Below are 17,901 nucleotides of genomic sequence, written 5' to 3'. Positions count from 1 at the left end.
ATTTCGAGTATCGTTTGTTCCGGTCTTTCCATTGGCGGGCGCCCGCTCAGTGCGGGAAGGGCCAAAGCCGTAGTTTCTCCTTGGCGACGCGCCAGAGCTGCGCGAGTCCATGCGGTTCCACGATCAGGAAGAGAACGATCAGCCCGCCGACGATCATCAGTTCGATATGCGCGGCGAGGTCGGTGGCCCAGCCGAGCTGACCCACCAGAAGGTTCTTCAGAAGCACCGGAAGAAGCACGAGGAACGCCGCTCCGGCGAAGCTGCCGAATATGCTGCCGAGCCCGCCGATGATCACCATGAACAGGATCAGGAAGCTCTTCTGGATGCCGAAAGCCTCCGTCACCTCGACAGCGCCAAGATAGACCGAGAAGAACAGCGCGCCCGCGACGCCCACGAAGAAGGACGACACGGCGAAGGCGGAAAGCTTCGTCGTCAGCGGGTTCACCCCGATGATCTCGGCGGCGATGTCCATGTCGCGGATCGCCATCCACTTCCGCCCCACGGTCCCGCGCGTCAGGTTGCGGGCGAGCCAGGCGAGGCCGAAGAGGATGGTGAGGCAGAAGAGGTATTTCGCCGGTGCGGTCGTCGCAGGTCCGGTCACCGCGTGGCCAAGGACAGTCCGTTCCGGGGCGCTGATCTGGCCCGTGGCCGAGTAGTTGTAGAACCACGGAACCTTGTTGAAGAGCCAGACGAGGAAGAACTGCGCCGCGAGCGTCGCGACCGCGAGGTAGAAGCCCTTGATGCGCAGGCTCGGAAGCCCGAACAGCACGCCCACGCCGGCGGTGACGCCACCGGCGAGCAGCACGTGGATCAGGATCGAGACTTCCGGAAAGGCGGTCATCAGCTTGTAGCAGGCATAGGCCCCCACCGCCATGAAGCCGCCGGTCCCGAGAGAGACCTGACCGCAATAGCCCACGAGGATGTTCAGGCCGATGGCGGCAATCGAATAGATCAGGAAGGGCACGAAGACCGCGTTCGCCCAGTAGTCGTTGATCAGGAACGGGATGACCCCGAACGCCACGACGAGGAGCACGTAATACGCCCAGCGATCGAACCTGATCGAAAAGGTCTGGCTGTCGATGGCGTAGCTTGTCTTGAAGTCGCCTGCTTCGCGGTAGATCATCCGTTGAACTCCTTCGCCTCTCCAGGCCAGTCAGCGCCCTGCGGCCGCACGAGGCAGAACCTGTGCCCGGTCGGCGCCTCCATCACGATCCAGGTCCTGATGCGGGCAACCTCCTTGGCGCCCAGCGCCTTGAGGCGTTCGCATTCGGCTTCCAGGTCGTCCGTCTCGAAATCCAGATGCACGCGCGGCTCGTGGTCGACGGCCTGCAGGATCACCCTGGGGTAGCCCTTGTGGCCGTCGAAGATCGCGTATTTTCCGCGCTCGTCGATCGTGCCCTCCATGCCCAGCATTGCGGACCAGTACTTTGTCGCCTCGGTCAGATCCTCGGTCTGACAGTCGATGCAGAGAACGCCGACGCGCGCCTTGTGGCTCATCCCTGGCCCTCCTGCTGGCGGTGGTGTTCGCGCGGCACCTGGGGCGAGGGCGGCGCGTGGCCCGCCTTCTCTGCGTGCCGCACGAGCCAGAGATAGGCGACCATGCCCAACGCTCCGCCGGCGGCGGCCAGAAGCGCCGCGATCACCATCTGTCCCGTGTTCCTCGGCTCGGTCGTGAGCGCGAGGTAGCCGAAGGCCCAGAACCCGGACCAGGCAATCACGTTGAGGATGGCAACCAGCTTCGCCACGCGTCACACCCTCTCGATGATCCGCTCGCCGAACAGGCCCTGCGGACGGAAGACAAGGAAGACGAGTGCCAGCACGTAGGCGAACCAGTTCTCGGTCGCGCCACCGATCAGCGGGCCGATGAGAAACTCGAACAGCTTCTCGCCCACGCCGATGATCAGGCCGCCGATGATTGCACCCGGGATCGAGGTGAAGCCCCCGAGCATCAGCACCGGAAGAGCCTTCAGCGCGATGAGCGAGAGCGAGAACTGAACCCCCGACTTGGAGCCCCACATGATGCCGGCCACCAGCGCCACGATGCCGGCGATCGACCAGACGAGCACCCAGATGAAGCGAAGCGAGATACCGACGCTCAGCGCCGCCTGGTGGTCATCCGCCACCGCGCGCAGCGCCCGGCCGTACTTCGTGTACTGCGAGAACAGCGTCAGGGAGATCACCAGCATTGCCGCGATGATCGTGGCGACGATGTCGAGGTTGTCGATGAAGAAGCCGTAGCCGAAGGCGTTGTAGGTGACCTCGTCGATGGTGCCGTTCAGGCCCTGCGGAATGCCCACGTCAAGCTGCTTGATGTCGGCGCCCCACATGATGTCGCCGAAGCCTTCCATGAAGTAGGCAAGGCCAATCGTCGCCATGAACAGGATGATCGGCTCCTGGTTCACGAGGTGCTTGAGCACGAAGCGTTCCACGATGATCGCGAAGACCACCATCACGGCCGCGGCAAGAAGGATCGCGAGGACCGCCGGCATCTCCCAGCCGAAGTCATGAAGATCGGTGCCGAATACGGTGTTTATGAGATGCGCGAAGGGCACCTGGCCGTCGAGGAACCCCACGAGCGTCAGCGCCGCGAAAAGCGCCATGACGCCCTGCGCGTAGTTGAAGATTCCCGACGCCTTGAAGATCAGCACGAAGCCGAGGGCGACGAGCGAGTACATCACCCCGGCCATCAGGCCGTTGAGCGCCGCCTCGATCCCGAAAAGAAGCTGGTCAGGCATGGTTCCCCCTAGTCGTGCGACACGCCGAGATAGGCGTCGATGACGTCCTGGTTGTTCCTGACCTCGTCAGGCGTTCCGTCGCCGATCTTCTTGCCGTAGTCCATGACGACGACGCGGTCCGACAGGTCCATGACCACGCCCATGTCGTGTTCGATGAGCGCGATCGTCGTGCCGAACTCGTCGTTCACGTCGAGGATGAAGCGGCTCATGTCCTCCTTCTCCTCGACGTTCATGCCCGCCATGGGCTCGTCGAGCAGCAGGAGCTTCGGCTCCGCGGCAAGCGCGCGGGCCAGTTCCACGCGCTTCTTCAGACCGTAGGGCAGCCGCCCCACCGGCGTTTTCCGGATATTCTGGATTTCGAGAAAGTCGATGATCTTCTCGACGCGCTCTCGGTTCTCCGTTTCTTCGCGCTCGGCCTTGCCCCACCACATCGCCTGGCTCACGAGGCCGGTCTTCATGTGCGTCAGGCGGCCGGTCATGATGTTGTCCAGAACGCTCATCCCCTCGAACAGCGCGATGTTCTGGAACGTCCGCGCGATGCCGAGCCGGGCGACCTGGTAGGGTTTCATCGGCCCGCGCCTGTAACCGCGGAACCAGACCTCGCCCTCCTGCGGGTGGTAGAAGCCCGAGATCACGTTCAGCATCGAGGACTTGCCCGCCCCGTTCGGCCCGATGATCGCCCGGATTTCTCCTTCGCGGATGTCGAAGGAGATGTCCTTGATCGCAACCACGCCGCCGAAGCGCAGCGTGATGTTCTTCATCTCCATCAGCACGCCGCCGATCTTGCGGCCGTCGGCGGTGACGTATCCTTCGGTCGTGTCCTTCATTCCGCCGCCATCCTCTGCTCGGCCCCGACGACCTTCGCGTCGCGGATCGTCAGCGTCGCCTTGATCTTGCCCTTGCGGCCGTCCTCGTAGGTCACCTCGGTCTCGGTGTAGATGCTGTCCTTGCCGCCATAGAGCGCGTCGATCAGGTCGGCGAATTTCTCCGCGATGATGTTGCGGCGTACCTTCCGCGTCCGGGTGAGTTCGCCATCATCCGCGTCGAGTTCCTTGTGCAGGACAAGGAAGCGGTGGATCTGGCAGCCCGACAGCATCGGGTCCTCCGCGACCGAGCGGTTCGCTTCCTCGACGTGCTCCTGGATCATGTCGAGCACCTTCGGATGCCCGGCCAATTCCTGGTAGCTCGCATAGGCGATGTTGTTCCGTTCCGCCCAGTTGCCGACGGCGTTCAGGTCGATGTTGATGAAGGCGCAGCACATGTCGCGGCCGGCGCCGAAGACCACGGCCTCCAGGATGTTCGGGTAGAACTTGAGCTTGTTCTCCACGTATTTCGGCGCAAAGAGGCTGCCGTCGGCCATCTTGCCCACGTCCTTTGCGCGGTCGATGATCCGCAGGTGCCCGGTGCCCTCCTCGAAGAAGCCGGCGTCGCCCGTTGCCACCCAGCCTTCGGCGTCCTTCGTCGAGGCGGTGGAGTCGGGGTTCTTGTAGTATTCGACGAAGGTCCCGGGCGAGCGGTAGAAGACCTCGCCGTTCTCGCCGATCCTCACCTCGACGCCCGGCGAGGGCACGCCGACCGTGTCGGACCGCACCTCGCCATCCGGCTGCTGCGTGATGAAGACCGAGGCCTCGGTCTGGCCGTAAAGCTGCTTCAGGTTGATCCCGAGCGAGCGGTAGAAGTCGAAGATCTCCGGCCCGATCGCTTCGCCCGCCGTGTAGCCCACGCGAATGCGGGAATAACCGAGCGAGTTCTTCAGCGGACCGTATACAAGCATGTTGCCGACCGCGTAGACCAGCCGTTCGACGGAGCCCACGGGCTTGCCGTCGAGGATTGCGGGGCCAATGCGGCGCGCCACGGCCATGAAGCGGTCGAACAGCCACTTCTTGAGCCGCCCCGCGTCTTCCATCCGGATCATGACGTTGGTCAGCTGCCCCTCGAACACGCGCGGCGGGGCAAAGAAGTAGGTCGGCCCGATCTCGCGCAGGTCCGTCATCATCGTGGCCGCGGATTCCGGGCAGTTGACTGTGAACCCGGTCCAGTAGGCCTGTCCGATCGAGAAGATGAAGTCGCCCACCCATGCCATCGGCAGGTAGGCCAGCACTTCGTCCTTGTGGGTCAGGCGGTCAAACTCCGCCGAGGCTTTCGAGGTCTCGATGATGTTGCGGTTCGAAAGCACCACGCCCTTGGGCTTCCCGGTCGTGCCGGAGGTATAGAGCATCACGCAGGTGTGGTCGTAACCCAGTTCCGCGATCCGCTTGTCGAGCTCGGCCCCCAGCCGCTGCTCGGCCGCGCGGCCTTCGGCCATCACGTCGGCAAGCGCGTTCATGCGGCTGTGGTCGTATTTCCGCATCCCCCGCTTGTCGAGGTAGGCGACGTGGTGGATGTGGTGGATCCGGTCCTGCACCTCGATGACCTTGTCGACCTGCTCCTGGTCGCCGCAGATCACGAACCGTGCCCCGCAGTGATCGAGGACATAGGCCATCTCCTCGGCCACCGCGTCCTGGTAGAGCGGCACAGGCACCGCGCCGCACATCTCGGCCGCGGCCATCGCCCAGTAGAGCGCCGGGCGGTTGCGCCCGATGATCGCGACATAGTCGCCGCGTTCCATTCCCAGAACGAGGAAGCCGAGCGCCATCGCCCGCACTTCCCGGGCGGTCTCCGCCCAGGTCCAGGTCTGCCAGATGCCGAATTCTTTTTCCCGATAGGCCGGGAGCGCGCCATACCGCTCTGCATTGCGGGCGAGCAACGCAGGAATGGATTGCGGGGCGCCGGACGCCGCGTTCTCGGTCACAGATCTCTCCTCCCGGGCGCCGGTTCTCCCAGCGTCCTCCTGCCGCAATTGGTCGCGGGCAATGATTGCCCGATTTTTTCGCAATCCTTACGAATTGTAACAGCGCTTCCTACCTATTTGCCGCTGCGCCGCCCCGGTGCTAGCGATTGGACGGGAGGATCGGAGATGCGGGCCGAGGAAACCACGGCGAAACTCATACGGGCGGGGCTGAACCTCATTCCGCAGGCGTTGTCGATCTACGACCGCGACCTGAAGCTTTCCGTCTGCAACCGCCGGTTCCAGGAAATGTTCGACCTGCCGGAACACCTCGTCACGCCCGGCGCTTCCTTCGAGGACACAATCAGGTTTCTCGTGAATCGCGGCGAATACGGCCCGGTCGACGACGCCGAGGTCGCCGTGCAGGCCCGCGTCGACCAGGCCCGCGCCTTCCGGCCGCATTACATGGAACGCACCCGCGCGAACGGACGGACGATTTCGGTGGAGGGGTCGCCGCTGCCCCAGGGCGGGTGGGTCACGGTCTACACAGACATCACCGAGATCAAGCGGCAGGAATCGCTGCTCCGCGCACGGTCCGCGGAACTCTCGGGCCAGGTGCTTTCCCATGCCGAACAGCTCGCGCAGGCCAACCGCGAGCTCGCAGCGACGAACGCGGCGTTAGAAGAGGCGAAGCGCGAACTGACGGAGATGGAGGCGCGCACGCGCCTCGTGACCGAGATGATGCCCGCCCACATAGCCCACGTGGACCCGTCGTTCCGCTACACCTACTCGAACCGCCGCCTGTCGGCCGTCATGCCTGGCTCCCTGTCGAACATCGTCGGTGTTCCGGTCACCGAGGCCCTGGGGGCGGAAACCTTCGCGCGGATCGAACCCCAGCTCTCGCGCGCGCTTCAGGGCGAAGCGAGCGTCTTCGAAATCACGCACACCCCGTCCGGCCGCCGTATCCGCATCGCGCTGACACCGGACCGGACCGGCGACGGGCCGGTGAACGGCGTCTACGTCCTGTCGATGGACGTGACCGAGGAAACCCAGGCCCGCGCCGCGCTCGCGCAAAGCGCCAAGAGGGAACTCGCGGCCCAGCTGACCTCCGGCCTCGCGCATGATTTCGCCAATCTCCTGACGATCATCCTCGGCCTCCAGGGCCGCATGCAGCGCCTGCCCGGCCTTCCCCCGGACGCCGCCGACCTTTCCACCGCGACGCTGGCGGCCGCGCGGCGCGGGGGCACGCTCCTCGACCGGATCGCCGCGATGTCCGGCCCGCGCGAGCTTCGGCCGACGGCGACCGATCTGCGTGCGCTTCTCTCCGACATTCGCGCGATGGCGGGCCCGACGCTGCCCGAGGGGCTGAGCCTAGAGGTCTCCGCAAGCGGAATCGAAGGCCCCCTTCTCCTCGATGCGGGCGCGCTTCAGGATTCTCTTCTGAACCTCATCCTCAACGCCCGCGACGCGATCGGCGAGAAGGAGGGGCGCATCAGCCTGACGGCCCGTCCCTTCCGCGACACCTGGCTCGAAATCACCGTCGAGGACACGGGGCCCGGATTTTCCGAAGAGGCGCTTGAACGGGCGCTCGATCCGTTCTTCACGACCAAGGGCGGCGAAGGATCCGGCCTCGGCCTGACGATGGTCTACGACCAGGCGAAGCTTGCCGGGGGAACGGTCTGGCTTGCCAATTCTGCGGCGGGCGGCGCGCAGGTGACGCTGCGCCTGCCCCTGCGCGCGGCGAACCTCGGGGCCGAGCCGCGCATGGTGCTTCTTGTCGAGGACAGCGAGGCGATTCGCACCGAGGTGCGCGAGATGCTCCGCGCGATGGGCCACAGCGTGATCGAGGCCGAGAGCGGAGACGAGGCGCTCGAGCTTTCGCGATTGCCGGGGATCGGGCTCATTCTTTCCGACATCGTGCTGAAAGGCGGCATGACGGGCGTCGACCTCGCCGAAAGGCTCGCCGAGGAACAGCAGGCGGCGCCTGTCTGCCTGATGACCTCCCTGCCTCCCGCCGATCCGCTGCGGGCCCGAGCGTCGGCGTTTCCGGTGCTCGCCAAGCCCTTCACCGCCGCCGATCTGGCGGCCTTCCTCACACTCAGGGAGGCCGCATGACCGCGCCCTCGCGCCCCCATGTCGCGATCCTCGACGACGAACCCGATATCCGCCGAATGCTGGCCGACGCGCTGGAAGAGGCTGGCTTCCGCACCACGACCTACGCCCGCGCGACGGAGTTCGAGGCCGGGCTGAAACGCGCGGCGCCCGATGTCTGCCTCGTCGACCTCGGTCTGCCCGACCGCGACGGGCTCGCGCTCGTCCACCGGCTCGCGCTGGAATCGGGCGCGGCGATCATCATCATCTCGGGCCGGGCGCAGGTTCAGGACCGCGTGACGGGGCTCGAGCTTGGAGCCGACGACTACATCATCAAGCCCTTCGACCCCGCCGAGGTCGTGGCCCGCATCCGCGCCCGGCTGAGAAAGGGCCGGACGGAGGCCGACCGGACTGGCCAGACGGCGCATTTCAACGGCTGGACCGCGCATTTCAACCGTTACGTCCTGACGGCCGAGGACGGGACCGAGGTTCCCTTCTCGCACGCCGAGGGCGAGGTGCTGCGCCTCTTCCTCGACGCGCCGAAGCGACTCATCAGCCGCGCGCAGATGCAGGAGGCCCTCGGGGGCGCGGCGGGGGAAAGTTTCGACCGCGCGATGGATGTGCGGATATCGCGGCTGCGTACCAAGCTCGGCGAGGACCCGAAGAATCCCCGCCTCATCAAGACGATCTATGGCGCTGGCTACATCTTCCTCGGCGACGTCAGCTGGAGCTAGGCGTCAGAGGATTCCGTCTTCGGCGTCCTCGACGGAAATGCCGAGCGCGTCGAGGCCATCCTCGAGGTAGTCCGCAAGAAGCGGCACGCCCAGAAGGTAGTCCTCGGTCGGATTGGTCTTCTCGGCCCGCGCCGTCGCGATGGCCTCCTCCAGCTCGTCAGCCGCATAGGTCTCGCGACCGACCCACATCAGCGCGACGAGGCTCGCCTGCTCGTCCTCGTTCATGTCCCGGATGAATTCCCGAAGCTCCGCCTCGGTCGCGTCGCCCGAGCGCGATTCGAGGATGGAATCGGCCTCGCGGACGTCACCGGGGCTATCCCAGGACGCCACCTTCGCATCGAGCTCGCGCGCGCGGACGATGACATGGGCGACCTTTTCGGGGCTGATCTGAAGCATGTGCGTTCTCCCTCTGGGGCGTCCAAGTCTTCACCCATACGAAGGCGGGCGCAAGAGGTCAGGCGACGATGCGGTAATAGAGCCAGTCGGGCAGGAACTGGCTCAGGCGGAACATCGCCCCGAAGGCGCGGGGGAAATTCGCGGCGAAGCGGCGCGTGTTCATATGGGCGAAATAGCGCTTCGCCGCAGCGTCGGGTTCAAGGATGAACGGCATCGGGAAATCGTTCTTCTCGGTCAGCCGCGTGCGGATGAAGCCGGGGTTCACCAGCTGGACCTCGACGCCCGAACCCTTCAGGTCCGCCCGCATGGTCTCGGCCAGCGACATGACGCCGGCCTTCGACGCGCCGTAGCCGATGGCGCCCGGCAGCCCCCGGAAACCCGAAAGCGACCCGGTGAGGACGACGTGCCCGCGCCCGCGCCGGACCATTCCCGGCACGACTTCACCAAGAACGCGCGCCGCACCTGTCAGGTTCACGTCGCACATGAGCGCGGCCTTTTCCGCGTCCCACTGCTGCGCGGCCATCGGCCAGTAGACGCCCGCGAGCCAGACGAGCCCGTCGACCTCGCCCGCTTCCTCGGCCGCCGCCCGGACGGAGTCCGCGTCCGTCACGTCCATCGGCAGAACCTCCGACGGGCAGGGAAGCGTGCCCGACACCGCCTCGAGCCGCTCGCGCGTGCGCGCGGAAAGGACCATCGTGGCGCCCGCCGCGCTCATCTCGTGCGCTAGCGCCCGGCCGAGGCCCTCGCTCGCGCCGACAAGCCAGTAGCGTTTGCCCTTCCACTCTCTCACGCCTGCACCCGGCGCATCGTCGCGACGAGTTCCGCGACCTTGATGCCGAACTTCCGGAACTGGCTGCGATTGATGATCGTTCCGTTCGGGGCAAGGTACATCCAGTCGGTGACGCTCAGGACATGGCCGCCTGCGTCCTCCGGCAGCCGGATCCGATAGCGCAGCATGACCGCGCTGCCCTCCTGCCGTCCGTGGCCCGTGCCATCGAGGTCCGGAGCCTCCGCGCGGATCACGCCGTCATTGCCGAGCGTCAGGGTCCAGACCCGGTCCTGCGTCGCACCGCTGTCGTACCGGAACGCCTCCGTCATCCGGCAGGCATTGCCTTCCCAATCCGCGTCCATGTCTGCGACGAAGCGCGAGGTCACGCGGCCAAGGGGACCATAGATGACGCCCTCGCACAGGATCGGGCCGCTGAGTTCGCGGCGGATATCGAATTCCGGGCGCTGGCCGGCGTAGTGCTCGGGCTTCTGCGCGCCAAAGCCGGTGAAACGCTGGGCGACCGAAAGGGCCGACAGGGTCAGAACCGCGCCCAGCGCGATCAGAAGGAAGGTATTCATGACTCAGTCCTCCGGGATTTCGGTGACGAGGAGCAGCGCCACGGCCACAAGCTTGAGCGCCGACGGCAAGAGCGCGTAGAGCGCCGCGAGGACCATAAGCGCCCCCTCGGGGTTCGCTCCCCCGGCGGTGAAGCCCGAAGCCTCGAGCGCGGGAAGAAGCAAGACGGCCGCGAATGCCAGAGTGAACTTCGACGCGAAGGACCACAGGCCGAAGCCGCGCCCTGCGCCGCCGTCACCCCCGCCGATGCGCGCCATCGCGCGCGCGAAGAGCGCTGGCAGGATCACGAGGTCCGCACCCACCGCCGCGCCCGACAGGACGCAGATCACGGCGAAGGGCACGACGTCCCCCGGGCCCAGAAGCGCAGCCCAGCCGAAGCCGACGATCGCCAGGGCCATCGCGGAAAGGAGCGTCCGCTTCGCACCGAACTCCGCAGCCGCGCGCGCCCAGAGGGGCGCCCCGACGGCGGCCGAGACGAAGAAGAGAAGTAGGAGCGGCCCCTCCCACCCCGGCGCTGCAAGCCGGCTTTCGACGAAGAAGAGGAAAAGCGTTGCCGTGACCGCGAGGGGCGCCGCGTTCACGAGTGCGAGCAGCAGCAGGCGGCGCGCCAGGGGTTCGGACAGGACCGCGCGGAAGCCGGGGCCTTCGGTCTCCTCCGTTTGCCCCTTCCAGTCGGTCCGCATGGCGAAACCAGCCACGAGGCAAAGTGCCGCGAAGGCTACGGCGAAACCGGCATAGGGCGCGGAGATGAGCGGTGCGAGGGCCGCCGGCGCCAGCGCCGCGAGGCTCACCCCGGCAAGCGCGCCTCCCTCGCGCCAACCGGCGAGCCGCATGTGCCCGCCGGGCCCCATCGACGCAGCCCGCGCGACGCCGCGCGCGTAGAAGGCGATGGTGAGGAAGCTGTAGGCGGAGAAAAGAAGCACCAGCATCCCCGCGAACCACAGGAGCGGCGCGACCGGGGGCGCCATGGCGAAGAGCCCCACCATGGCGGCGCCAAGGATCACGACGCCGGCGGCGACGGCTTGCCCGCGCCAGCGGCCAAGCCGCGCGAAGACCCAGCCGAGCCCGGGATCCTGAACCAGGTCGAGAAGCCGCAGCCCGAAAAGCACCGCGCCCAGCGCGGCGAGGCTCACGCCCCAGTCCTCGGCATAGACCTTCGGGGCGTGGATGTAGATCGGAAGCCCGGCACTCGCCAGCATCGCGCCGAAGAGCGCGTAGGCGGGGAGAGGCGCGGCGCGGCTCATCGCGACACCTCATCGGCAGGTGGCGCCGGACGGATGCGGTAGCGCGCGCCCTTCCACCAGAGCTTCAGCGCCTGCCAGTGGATGAGCGTCAGGACGCGCCGCGAGCCAAAGGGCCGGCGCAGGCAGGCCCCAAGGATGCCAAGGTTCGTGAGCGGCACCCGCCGCCCCGTCAGCGTGGCGAGCACACCGCCCTCCCCCGCGCGGTAGTCGATCCAGATGCCCACACGCTCCTGCCCGATGTCGAAGCGGAAGCGGTATTCCCCCTCGACCGGCTGGAATGGCGAGACGTGGAAGATCTTCTCTGCCCTGAGCGTGTCTTCCCGCGCGATCGGACGCAGGTCGTCATGGTGGCAGAGGTAGGAATGCCGGTCGCCGAAGGTGTTCGTCACTTCCGCGATGACGAGGCGCAGCACACCATCCCCGTCGCGGCAGAGCCAGAAGCTCACCGGGTTGAACACGTGCCCGAGGACGCGCGGCTGCGCCAGAAGCTCGATCCGCAGCCCCGGGATGCCGATCCCCCGCTCGATGAGAATCTCGCGCACCCAGGCTGTCCCGCGCCCCTGCTTCGGCGCACCGCCATGGTCGCGGTCGAGCAGCGACAGGAGGTTCCCCCTGTTCCGCGAGAACAGCGCGGGCCCCCGCGCCTCTGCCTCCGCGTCGACCAGCACGTAGTCCACGCCGTAGCGGAAGGCATTCGACACCGCGCCCCGGCGCCCGTGGAACGTCACGCCCCGGATATGCTCGACCCTGTTCATTCCGCCGCCATTGCCGGGCTTGCGGCGGCTTCCCGGCGCTCGATCGCGCGGACAACGTCGACCGCGCTGGCAAACCCGTCCTCGTGGAAGCCGTTCCGCATCCACGCCCCGCAGAACCAGGTGCGGTTCCGTCCGTTCATCGCCCGGATCCTCTCCTGGGCGCGAAGCGCGGCAAGGTCGTAGACCGGGTGGCGGAAGGTCACCTGGTCGTAGATCAGTTCCTCCCGGATCGAGCGTGTCCGGTTCAGAGTGACGAACATCGGGTCGTCCTTCGGGATCGGCTGCAGCGAGTTCATCCAGTAGGTCAGGTCGATCCGGTCCTTCCGCTGGCCCTTGTCCTCCGTGTAGACCCAGCTGGCCCATGCCCCCTTCCGCCGCGGCATCACGGACGCGTCCGCATGCAGCACCGCCTCGTTCGGCTGGTAGCGCACCGCGGACAGCGCCGCGCGCTCCCCTTCCGTGGGGTCCGAGAGCATCGCGAGCGAATCGTCCGAATGCGTGGCCATCACGACATCGTCGAACAACTCCCACTCCCCGCCCGCGGCCCGCAGTTCCACCCCGAGGTCCGATCGCCGAACACCGGCCACAGGAGTAGCGGTGCGGATCTCGACGCCCACAGTGCGCAGGAGCGCCTCGAGCCGCCGCACATATTCGATGGAACCGCCCTTAACCGTATACCACTGGTGCTGCCCGGTCGCCGACAGGAGCGCGTGGTTCTCGAAGAACCGGACCAGCGCCTGCGCTGGGAAGTCGAGGATGCCCTGGCAGGGCGTGGACCAGATCGCGCCGGACAGAGGTGTGATGTAATAGTCGCGGAACCAAGCGCCAGTGCCGAGCCGCTCGAGCAGTTCCCGTATCGTCATGTCCGGGTCGGCGGCCGCCACCTTCGCGCCAGCGTTGAACCGGAAGATGTCCCGGATCATCCCCAGAAACGCAGGACGCACCGTGTTGCGCTTCTGAGTGAAGACCGCACCGGCGCTTCGCAGGCCGTATTCGATGCGCCCGCCGTCGATCGACGCGCCGAAGCTCATGTCGCTTTCCGTCACCGGAACGCCAAGTTCGTCGAAGAGGCGGCAGAGATTCGGATAGTTCACCCTGTTGAACACGATGAAGCCGGTATCGACGGGCTGGTCGCCCCTCTTGCCTGCGATCACCGTCCGCGCATGCCCCCCGAGCCTCGGCGCCGCTTCGAAGAGCGTCACGCGATGCGTGGGCGACAGCAGATGCGCGGCGGCCATGCCGGATATGCCGCCGCCGATGACGGCGACGCGACGCGGCTGACCGATGAGGTTTTCGAAGGGCATGAGGTTCTCCAGCAGGGCGATTTTCGAAAGGGTTACGCGGCGCGTCGGAAATTGGATCAGAAACTGATCCGGCCCCGGACATGGGGCGTAGACAAGCCATGATGACCGGAACCCAGACCCTTTCCTTTCGGGATGCATCCGCGCGGCGGCGGCTGTATTCTGGATTTTCACGTGCGAAGATCCGCGCGGACGAGGGGACGAGGACGACGGTGGCCGTCGAGACCGGGGAAGTCGATTGGGCGGAAGCCATGCAACGCGTGAGAGATCACGCGGACAGGGCCGCGTTCGCGGACCTCTTCCGCCATTTCGCGCCCAGGGTGAAGGCGTTCCTGATGAAGTCGGGCACCGATGCAGGTCTGGCCGAGGAATGCGCGCAGGACGTGATGGCGACGCTCTGGCAGAAGGCGCACCTCTACGACCCCGAACGAGCCAGCGTCGCGACGTGGATCTTCACGATTGCCCGGAACCGCCGGATCGACGCGATCCGCAAGGCGCGGCGGCCGGAGCCGGAGGACCTGCCCTGGGGGCCGGAGCACGAACCCGACCAAGCCGAGGTCGTCGCGCTCCAGCAGGAAACCGAAAGGCTGGGAGAGGCCCTCGCGCAGCTTCCCGACAAGCAGCGCGAACTGATCGAGAGGGCCTTTTTCGGCGACCGGAGCCACAGTGAGATTGCCGCCGAGACGGGACTCCCGCTCGGCACGATAAAATCCCGAATCCGCCTGGCGCTCGAACGCCTGCGCCACGAAATGAAATGATGACCATGACGACGATCACCCACCACCTTACCGACGATCTGCTGATGGCCTACGCCGCTGGCACCCTGCCAGAGGCATTCAGCCTCGTGATTGCAACGCATGTGTCGCTTTGCGACGACTGCCGCGCCCGGCTTTCGGGCTTCGAGGCGCTCGGCGGTTCGGTCCTCGAATGCGCCGGCGTGGCCGAGATGAGCGAGGCGAGCCTTCACGCGGTGCTCGCCCGCATTTCCGGCACGGCCCCGGCAAAGGCGCCTGAACCCGCGGCGCGCCCGAAAGGTGTATTCCCGGCCCCCTTGCAGGATTACGTCCGCGGCGATCTCGACGCGGTGCGCTGGCGCCCCGTCGGCATGGGCGTAAGGCAGGCGATCCTGCAGACGGAGAAGGGCGCGACGGTGCGTCTCCTCCACATCCCGGCGGGCGCGGCGGTTCCCGACCACGGCCACCGCGGTACGGAACTCACGCTCGTCCTCAAGGGCGCGTTCCGCGACGAAGAGGGCCGCTACGCACGCGGGGATATAGAGATCGCGGACGAAGCGACCGAACATACGCCCATCGCGGAACCGGGCGAGGACTGCATCTGCCTCGCCGCGACCGACGCGCCGTTGCGGTTCCGCGGCCTGATGCCGCGTCTCGCCCAGCCCTTCCTGCGTATCTGAAGCGGCGGCTAGGCCTGCGACTTCGGCAGGGGCACGACCCGCGACGCCTCCGGATCCGGAGCGAGTTCCTCGAAATCGAAATTGTCGAGCCGCTTGGCGCGCCGCCCGGCCTTGTCGGCCGAGATCTTGATTTCCTCGATGTCCTTCGCCGCCTGCCCGAAGTGCCGGTCGAGGTTTTCCACCCGCGATCCGAGTCGGTCCACGTCGGCATGAAGAAGCGACAGTTCGCGGCGAATGGCCCCGGCCTGCTCCCGCATCCGCGCGTCCTTCAGGACCGCCCGCATCGTGTTCAGCGTCGCCATGCAGGTCGTGGGCGAGACGATCCAGACCTTGGCCGCGAAACCGTCCCGCACGATCTCGGGGAAATTCGCGTGAAGCTCCGCATAGACCGCCTCTGACGGCAGGAACATCAGCGCGCCGTCCGCCGTTTCCCCTTCGAGGATATAGCGCTCCGCGATAGCCTTGATGTGGTTTCGGACCGCGATCCGCAGCATCCGCTGCGCTTCGATCAGCTGCGACTGGTTCTCGGCCCGTCTCAACGCCTCGTAGGCTTCCAGGGGAAACTTCGAGTCGATCACGATCGGCCCCGGTGGGTTCGGCAGGTGGATCAGGCAATCCGCCCGCCGGCCATTCGACAAGGTCGCCTGCATCGTGAAGGAATCCGAAGGCAGCGCCTTCCTGACGATGTCGTGCAGCTGGATTTCCCCGAAGGCCCCGCGCGTCTGCTTGTTCGACAGGATGTCCTGAAGCGAGAGGACGTCGCCCGACAGTTTCTCGATCTTGGCCTGCGCCTTGTCGATCGTCTCCAGCCGCTGCTGAAGCTCGCCTAGCGACCGCGCCGTGCGCGTCGCGGCGCCGTGCAGGCTCTCCGTCATTCCCCGGCTGACGTCGGCAAGTCGCTGTTCCATGAGTTGCAGAACCTTGGTCTGGCTCGCCGCCTGCGCCTCGCTGACGTGGTGGAGACCTCCGGCCAGCTGATGCTGCCCCTCCGACAGCGCCTGAACCCGGTTGCCCAGCGCGTCGAGGTTTCTCAGCATCGGCTCCGCCATCCGTGCCGACCGCCCGGCGGCGCGCATGGTGATCACCAGAAGCACGACGAGCAGAAGAACCACCCCCGCACCGCCAAGCGCCGCAAGGACCGCGGGATCGGTCCATTCGTAGTTCTGCCCGCCGATGGTAATCATGTCCGTCCGAAAAGCCGCTCGATATCGGAAAGCTTCAGCTCCACGTACGTGGGCCTTCCGTGGTTGCACTGGCCCGAATGGGGCGTCGCTTCCATCTCGCGAAGAAGCGCGTTCATTTCCTCGGCCCGCATCTGCCGGCCCGAGCGCACCGATCCGTGGCAGGCCATCCGGCTAAGCACCGCCTCGATCCGGGATTGCAGCGCCGCGCTGTCGCCCAGATCGGCCAGTTCGTCAAGGATGTCGCGGATCAGCGCCCCCGCGTCCACAGGGCCGAGGATCGCGGGTGTCTCCCGCACCGCGACCGCCACGCCGCCAAAGGGTTCGACCGTCAGACCGAGCCGCCCGAGGTCCGCCGCCGCGTCCAGCAACCGCGCCGCGTCGCCTTCCGAAAGCTCGACGATCTCGGGGATCAGAAGCGCCTGCGCCGCCACGCCGTTCCCGGCCATCTGCCGCTTCAGCCGTTCGTAGACCAGCCGTTCATGGGCGGCGTGTTGATCGACGATCACGATCCCGTCCGCAGTCTGGGCGATGATGTAGTTCTCGTGCACCTGCGCTCGCGCCGCGCCCAGAGGGTGCGCGGTTGCGGGCTCCTCCGGCCGCTGCGGCGCCTGTTCCGCGGAAGGGTCGACCACCCGCGCGAAGAGCGCCGAAGTCTCGGCGAATTCGGGCGCGGACGGGGCCTGCATGGCATATCCCGTGCGCAGAGCGCCCGCCGAAGGCCGATCCATCTGGTAGACCCTTGGCGCCACAGGCTCCGCCCGCGCGGCCCCGAGCATCGCCCCTGCAACAGTCGAGGACGCCCGATGCCCCGCCTCTGCCAATGCATGACGCAGGCCCGAAACGATGAGCCCGCGCGCCACGCCGGGCTCGCGGAACCGCACCTCGGCCTTCGCTGGATGCACGTTCACGTCCACCCTTTCCGGTTCGCAGGAGATGAACAGCACAGCCGCCGGATGCCGGTCCCGCGACAGGAAATCCATGTAGGCCGCCCTCAGCGCCCCGATCAGCAGCTTGTCCCGCACCGGGCGGTCGTTCACGAACAGGAACTGCTCGACCGCCGCTCCGCGCGAATAGGTCGGCAGCGCCGCGTATCCGGTCAGCCGCAGCCCTTCGCGCTCGGCGTCGATCAGGAGGGCATTGGCCGCGAAATCCTTGCCGATGACCCGCGCCAGCCGCGCGGCGAGCGCGTCGAAAAGCTCTCCCTGCTCAGCGTCAGCGCGGAACAGCACCCGCCCCTCGCCGCCGCCCGACACGTCGCGCAGCGTGAAGCCGACGTAGGGTTCCGCCATCGCAAGACGTTTCACCACGTCCGCGATCGCCTGCGCTTCCGCCCGGTCCGTGCGCAGGAACTTCAGCCGCGCCGGGGTGGCGTAGAAAAGGTCGCGCAACTCCACCACGGTGCCGGCCGACAGGGCCGCCGGCCGTACCGGTTCCATCCGCCCGCCCGCGACTGCGATCCGGGCAGCCTCCCCGCTCTCGACACGCGACGTGATCGTGAGCCGCCCGACGGCGCCGAGCGAGGGCAGAGCCTCGCCCCGGAAGCCGAAGGTCGTGATGTTCAGAAGGTCCGAACCGTCTATCTTGGACGTGGCGTGCCGTGACAGCGCAAGCGGCAGATCCTCCGCCGTCATCCCGCAACCGTCATCGGTGACCCGGATCAGCGTCTTGCCGCCATCGGCATAGGCCACCTCGACCCGTCGCGCGCCTGCGTCGAGCGCGTTCTCCACCAGTTCCTTCACGGCAGAGGCCGGACGCTCCACCACCTCGCCGGCGGCGATGCGGTTCACCGCCGCCTCGTCGAGCTGACGGATCACGGGGCGATCTGCGTGTATCTTGCGGCTTTGGGCGTTCATGCAACAATACCTAGCATGAGCCTGACCCCATGGCCACAGATTCGGACGCCGTATCCGCGGCTCATCCTGCCCATTCGCGCCC

General features: G+C 66.8%; 18 protein-coding genes. 4 read left to right on the top strand and 14 right to left on the bottom strand.

Annotated features, from left to right (window positions below):
• Nucleotides 1-46 precede the first annotated feature (46 nt).
• The 6 genes from ABCN56_RS10220 to ABCN56_RS10195 are packed head-to-tail and all read right to left on the bottom strand — an operon-like array spanning nucleotide 47 to nucleotide 5,526.
• Entirely contained in the window at nucleotides 47-1,123 is a 1,077-nt protein-coding gene (locus tag ABCN56_RS10220) for a branched-chain amino acid ABC transporter permease (RefSeq protein WP_343080701.1), read from the bottom strand.
• Nucleotides 1,120-1,497 (bottom strand): VOC family protein, encoded by a 378-nt coding sequence (locus ABCN56_RS10215; RefSeq protein ID WP_343080700.1) that lies wholly within the window; start codon nucleotides 1,495-1,497, stop codon nucleotides 1,120-1,122. Before ABCN56_RS10215 ends, ABCN56_RS10220 begins: the two co-directional genes overlap by 4 nt.
• The gene (locus ABCN56_RS10210; protein WP_343080699.1) at nucleotides 1,494-1,745 is read right to left on the bottom strand and encodes a hypothetical protein; all 252 of its coding nucleotides are present in this window, start codon (nucleotides 1,743-1,745) and stop codon (nucleotides 1,494-1,496) included. Before ABCN56_RS10210 ends, ABCN56_RS10215 begins: the two co-directional genes overlap by 4 nt.
• A 3-nt stretch (nucleotides 1,746-1,748) precedes the next feature.
• Nucleotides 1,749-2,735, bottom strand: coding sequence for a branched-chain amino acid ABC transporter permease (locus tag ABCN56_RS10205; protein WP_343080698.1), 987 nt, complete (start codon nucleotides 2,733-2,735; stop codon nucleotides 1,749-1,751).
• Between the two features lie 8 nt (nucleotides 2,736-2,743).
• The gene (locus ABCN56_RS10200) at nucleotides 2,744-3,562 is read right to left on the bottom strand and encodes an ABC transporter ATP-binding protein (RefSeq protein ID WP_343080697.1); all 819 of its coding nucleotides are present in this window, start codon (nucleotides 3,560-3,562) and stop codon (nucleotides 2,744-2,746) included.
• Nucleotides 3,559-5,526 carry an AMP-binding protein gene (locus ABCN56_RS10195; RefSeq protein WP_343080696.1) on the bottom strand — a complete coding sequence of 656 codons (1,968 nt, stop codon included), beginning with the start codon at nucleotides 5,524-5,526 and terminating at the stop codon, nucleotides 3,559-3,561. Before ABCN56_RS10195 ends, ABCN56_RS10200 begins: the two co-directional genes overlap by 4 nt.
• Nucleotides 5,527-5,691: 165 nt before the next feature.
• Between ABCN56_RS10195 and ABCN56_RS10190 the strand changes: the two genes are divergently transcribed.
• A complete protein-coding gene (locus ABCN56_RS10190) occupies nucleotides 5,692-7,617 on the top strand; it encodes a hybrid sensor histidine kinase/response regulator (protein ID WP_343080695.1) in 1,926 nt (641 codons plus the stop codon).
• Nucleotides 7,614-8,327, top strand: a complete 714-nt coding sequence (locus tag ABCN56_RS10185) for a response regulator transcription factor (protein ID WP_343080694.1) — start codon at nucleotides 7,614-7,616, stop codon at nucleotides 8,325-8,327. The genes ABCN56_RS10190 and ABCN56_RS10185 overlap by 4 nt, the downstream gene beginning before the upstream one ends.
• A gap of 3 nt (nucleotides 8,328-8,330) precedes the next feature.
• On the opposite strand, the gene ABCN56_RS10180 is transcribed toward ABCN56_RS10185, so the two are convergent.
• From ABCN56_RS10180 to ABCN56_RS10155, 6 genes are read right to left on the bottom strand one after another with little or no spacing between them, the layout of a single operon-like run.
• On the bottom strand, nucleotides 8,331-8,723 hold the full coding sequence (locus ABCN56_RS10180) for a DUF3775 domain-containing protein (RefSeq protein ID WP_343080693.1): 393 nt from the start codon (nucleotides 8,721-8,723) through the stop codon (nucleotides 8,331-8,333).
• A 58-nt stretch (nucleotides 8,724-8,781) separates the two neighbouring features.
• Nucleotides 8,782-9,513, bottom strand: a complete 732-nt coding sequence (locus ABCN56_RS10175) for an SDR family NAD(P)-dependent oxidoreductase (RefSeq protein WP_343080692.1) — start codon at nucleotides 9,511-9,513, stop codon at nucleotides 8,782-8,784.
• The gene (locus tag ABCN56_RS10170; protein WP_343080691.1) at nucleotides 9,510-10,070 is read right to left on the bottom strand and encodes a DUF3833 domain-containing protein; all 561 of its coding nucleotides are present in this window, start codon (nucleotides 10,068-10,070) and stop codon (nucleotides 9,510-9,512) included. The genes ABCN56_RS10175 and ABCN56_RS10170 overlap by 4 nt, the downstream gene beginning before the upstream one ends.
• Nucleotides 10,071-10,073: 3 nt before the next feature.
• Nucleotides 10,074-11,312: an MFS transporter gene (locus ABCN56_RS10165; RefSeq protein ID WP_343080690.1), complete on the bottom strand. Its 1,239-nt coding sequence runs from the start codon at nucleotides 11,310-11,312 to the stop codon at nucleotides 10,074-10,076.
• Nucleotides 11,309-12,067 (bottom strand): DUF1365 domain-containing protein, encoded by a 759-nt coding sequence (locus ABCN56_RS10160; protein WP_343080689.1) that lies wholly within the window; start codon nucleotides 12,065-12,067, stop codon nucleotides 11,309-11,311. The genes ABCN56_RS10165 and ABCN56_RS10160 overlap by 4 nt, the downstream gene beginning before the upstream one ends.
• Complete coding sequence (locus ABCN56_RS10155) at nucleotides 12,064-13,371, bottom strand: NAD(P)/FAD-dependent oxidoreductase (RefSeq protein WP_343080688.1); 1,308 nt, start codon at nucleotides 13,369-13,371, stop codon at nucleotides 12,064-12,066. The genes ABCN56_RS10160 and ABCN56_RS10155 overlap by 4 nt, the downstream gene beginning before the upstream one ends.
• A gap of 248 nt (nucleotides 13,372-13,619) precedes the next feature.
• Here ABCN56_RS10155 and ABCN56_RS10150 point away from each other — a divergent pair, with 248 nt between their 5' ends.
• Nucleotides 13,620-14,126 carry a sigma-70 family RNA polymerase sigma factor gene (locus ABCN56_RS10150; RefSeq protein WP_343080687.1) on the top strand — a complete coding sequence of 169 codons (507 nt, stop codon included), beginning with the start codon at nucleotides 13,620-13,622 and terminating at the stop codon, nucleotides 14,124-14,126.
• Nucleotides 14,126-14,782, top strand: coding sequence for a ChrR family anti-sigma-E factor (locus ABCN56_RS10145; RefSeq protein ID WP_343080686.1), 657 nt, complete (start codon nucleotides 14,126-14,128; stop codon nucleotides 14,780-14,782). The genes ABCN56_RS10150 and ABCN56_RS10145 overlap by 1 nt, the downstream gene beginning before the upstream one ends.
• Nucleotides 14,783-14,790: 8 nt before the next feature.
• Here the strand turns inward: ABCN56_RS10145 and ABCN56_RS10140 are convergent, their stop codons facing one another.
• Together ABCN56_RS10140 and mutL are read right to left on the bottom strand one after the other, a co-directional pair.
• Complete coding sequence (locus ABCN56_RS10140) at nucleotides 14,791-15,966, bottom strand: DNA recombination protein RmuC (protein ID WP_343080685.1); 1,176 nt, start codon at nucleotides 15,964-15,966, stop codon at nucleotides 14,791-14,793.
• Complete coding sequence (mutL, locus tag ABCN56_RS10135) at nucleotides 15,963-17,819, bottom strand: DNA mismatch repair endonuclease MutL (protein WP_343080684.1); 1,857 nt, start codon at nucleotides 17,817-17,819, stop codon at nucleotides 15,963-15,965. Before mutL ends, ABCN56_RS10140 begins: the two co-directional genes overlap by 4 nt.
• Nucleotides 17,820-17,901: the final 82 nt, after the last annotated feature.

The organism is Ostreiculturibacter nitratireducens (assembly GCF_032670585.1).
In the GTDB taxonomy this organism is placed as follows: Bacteria; Pseudomonadota; Alphaproteobacteria; order Rhodobacterales; family Rhodobacteraceae; genus Ostreiculturibacter; species Ostreiculturibacter nitratireducens.
Note: the sequence above shows the minus strand (reverse complement) of the source record. Positions and strands in the feature narration are given on the sequence as shown.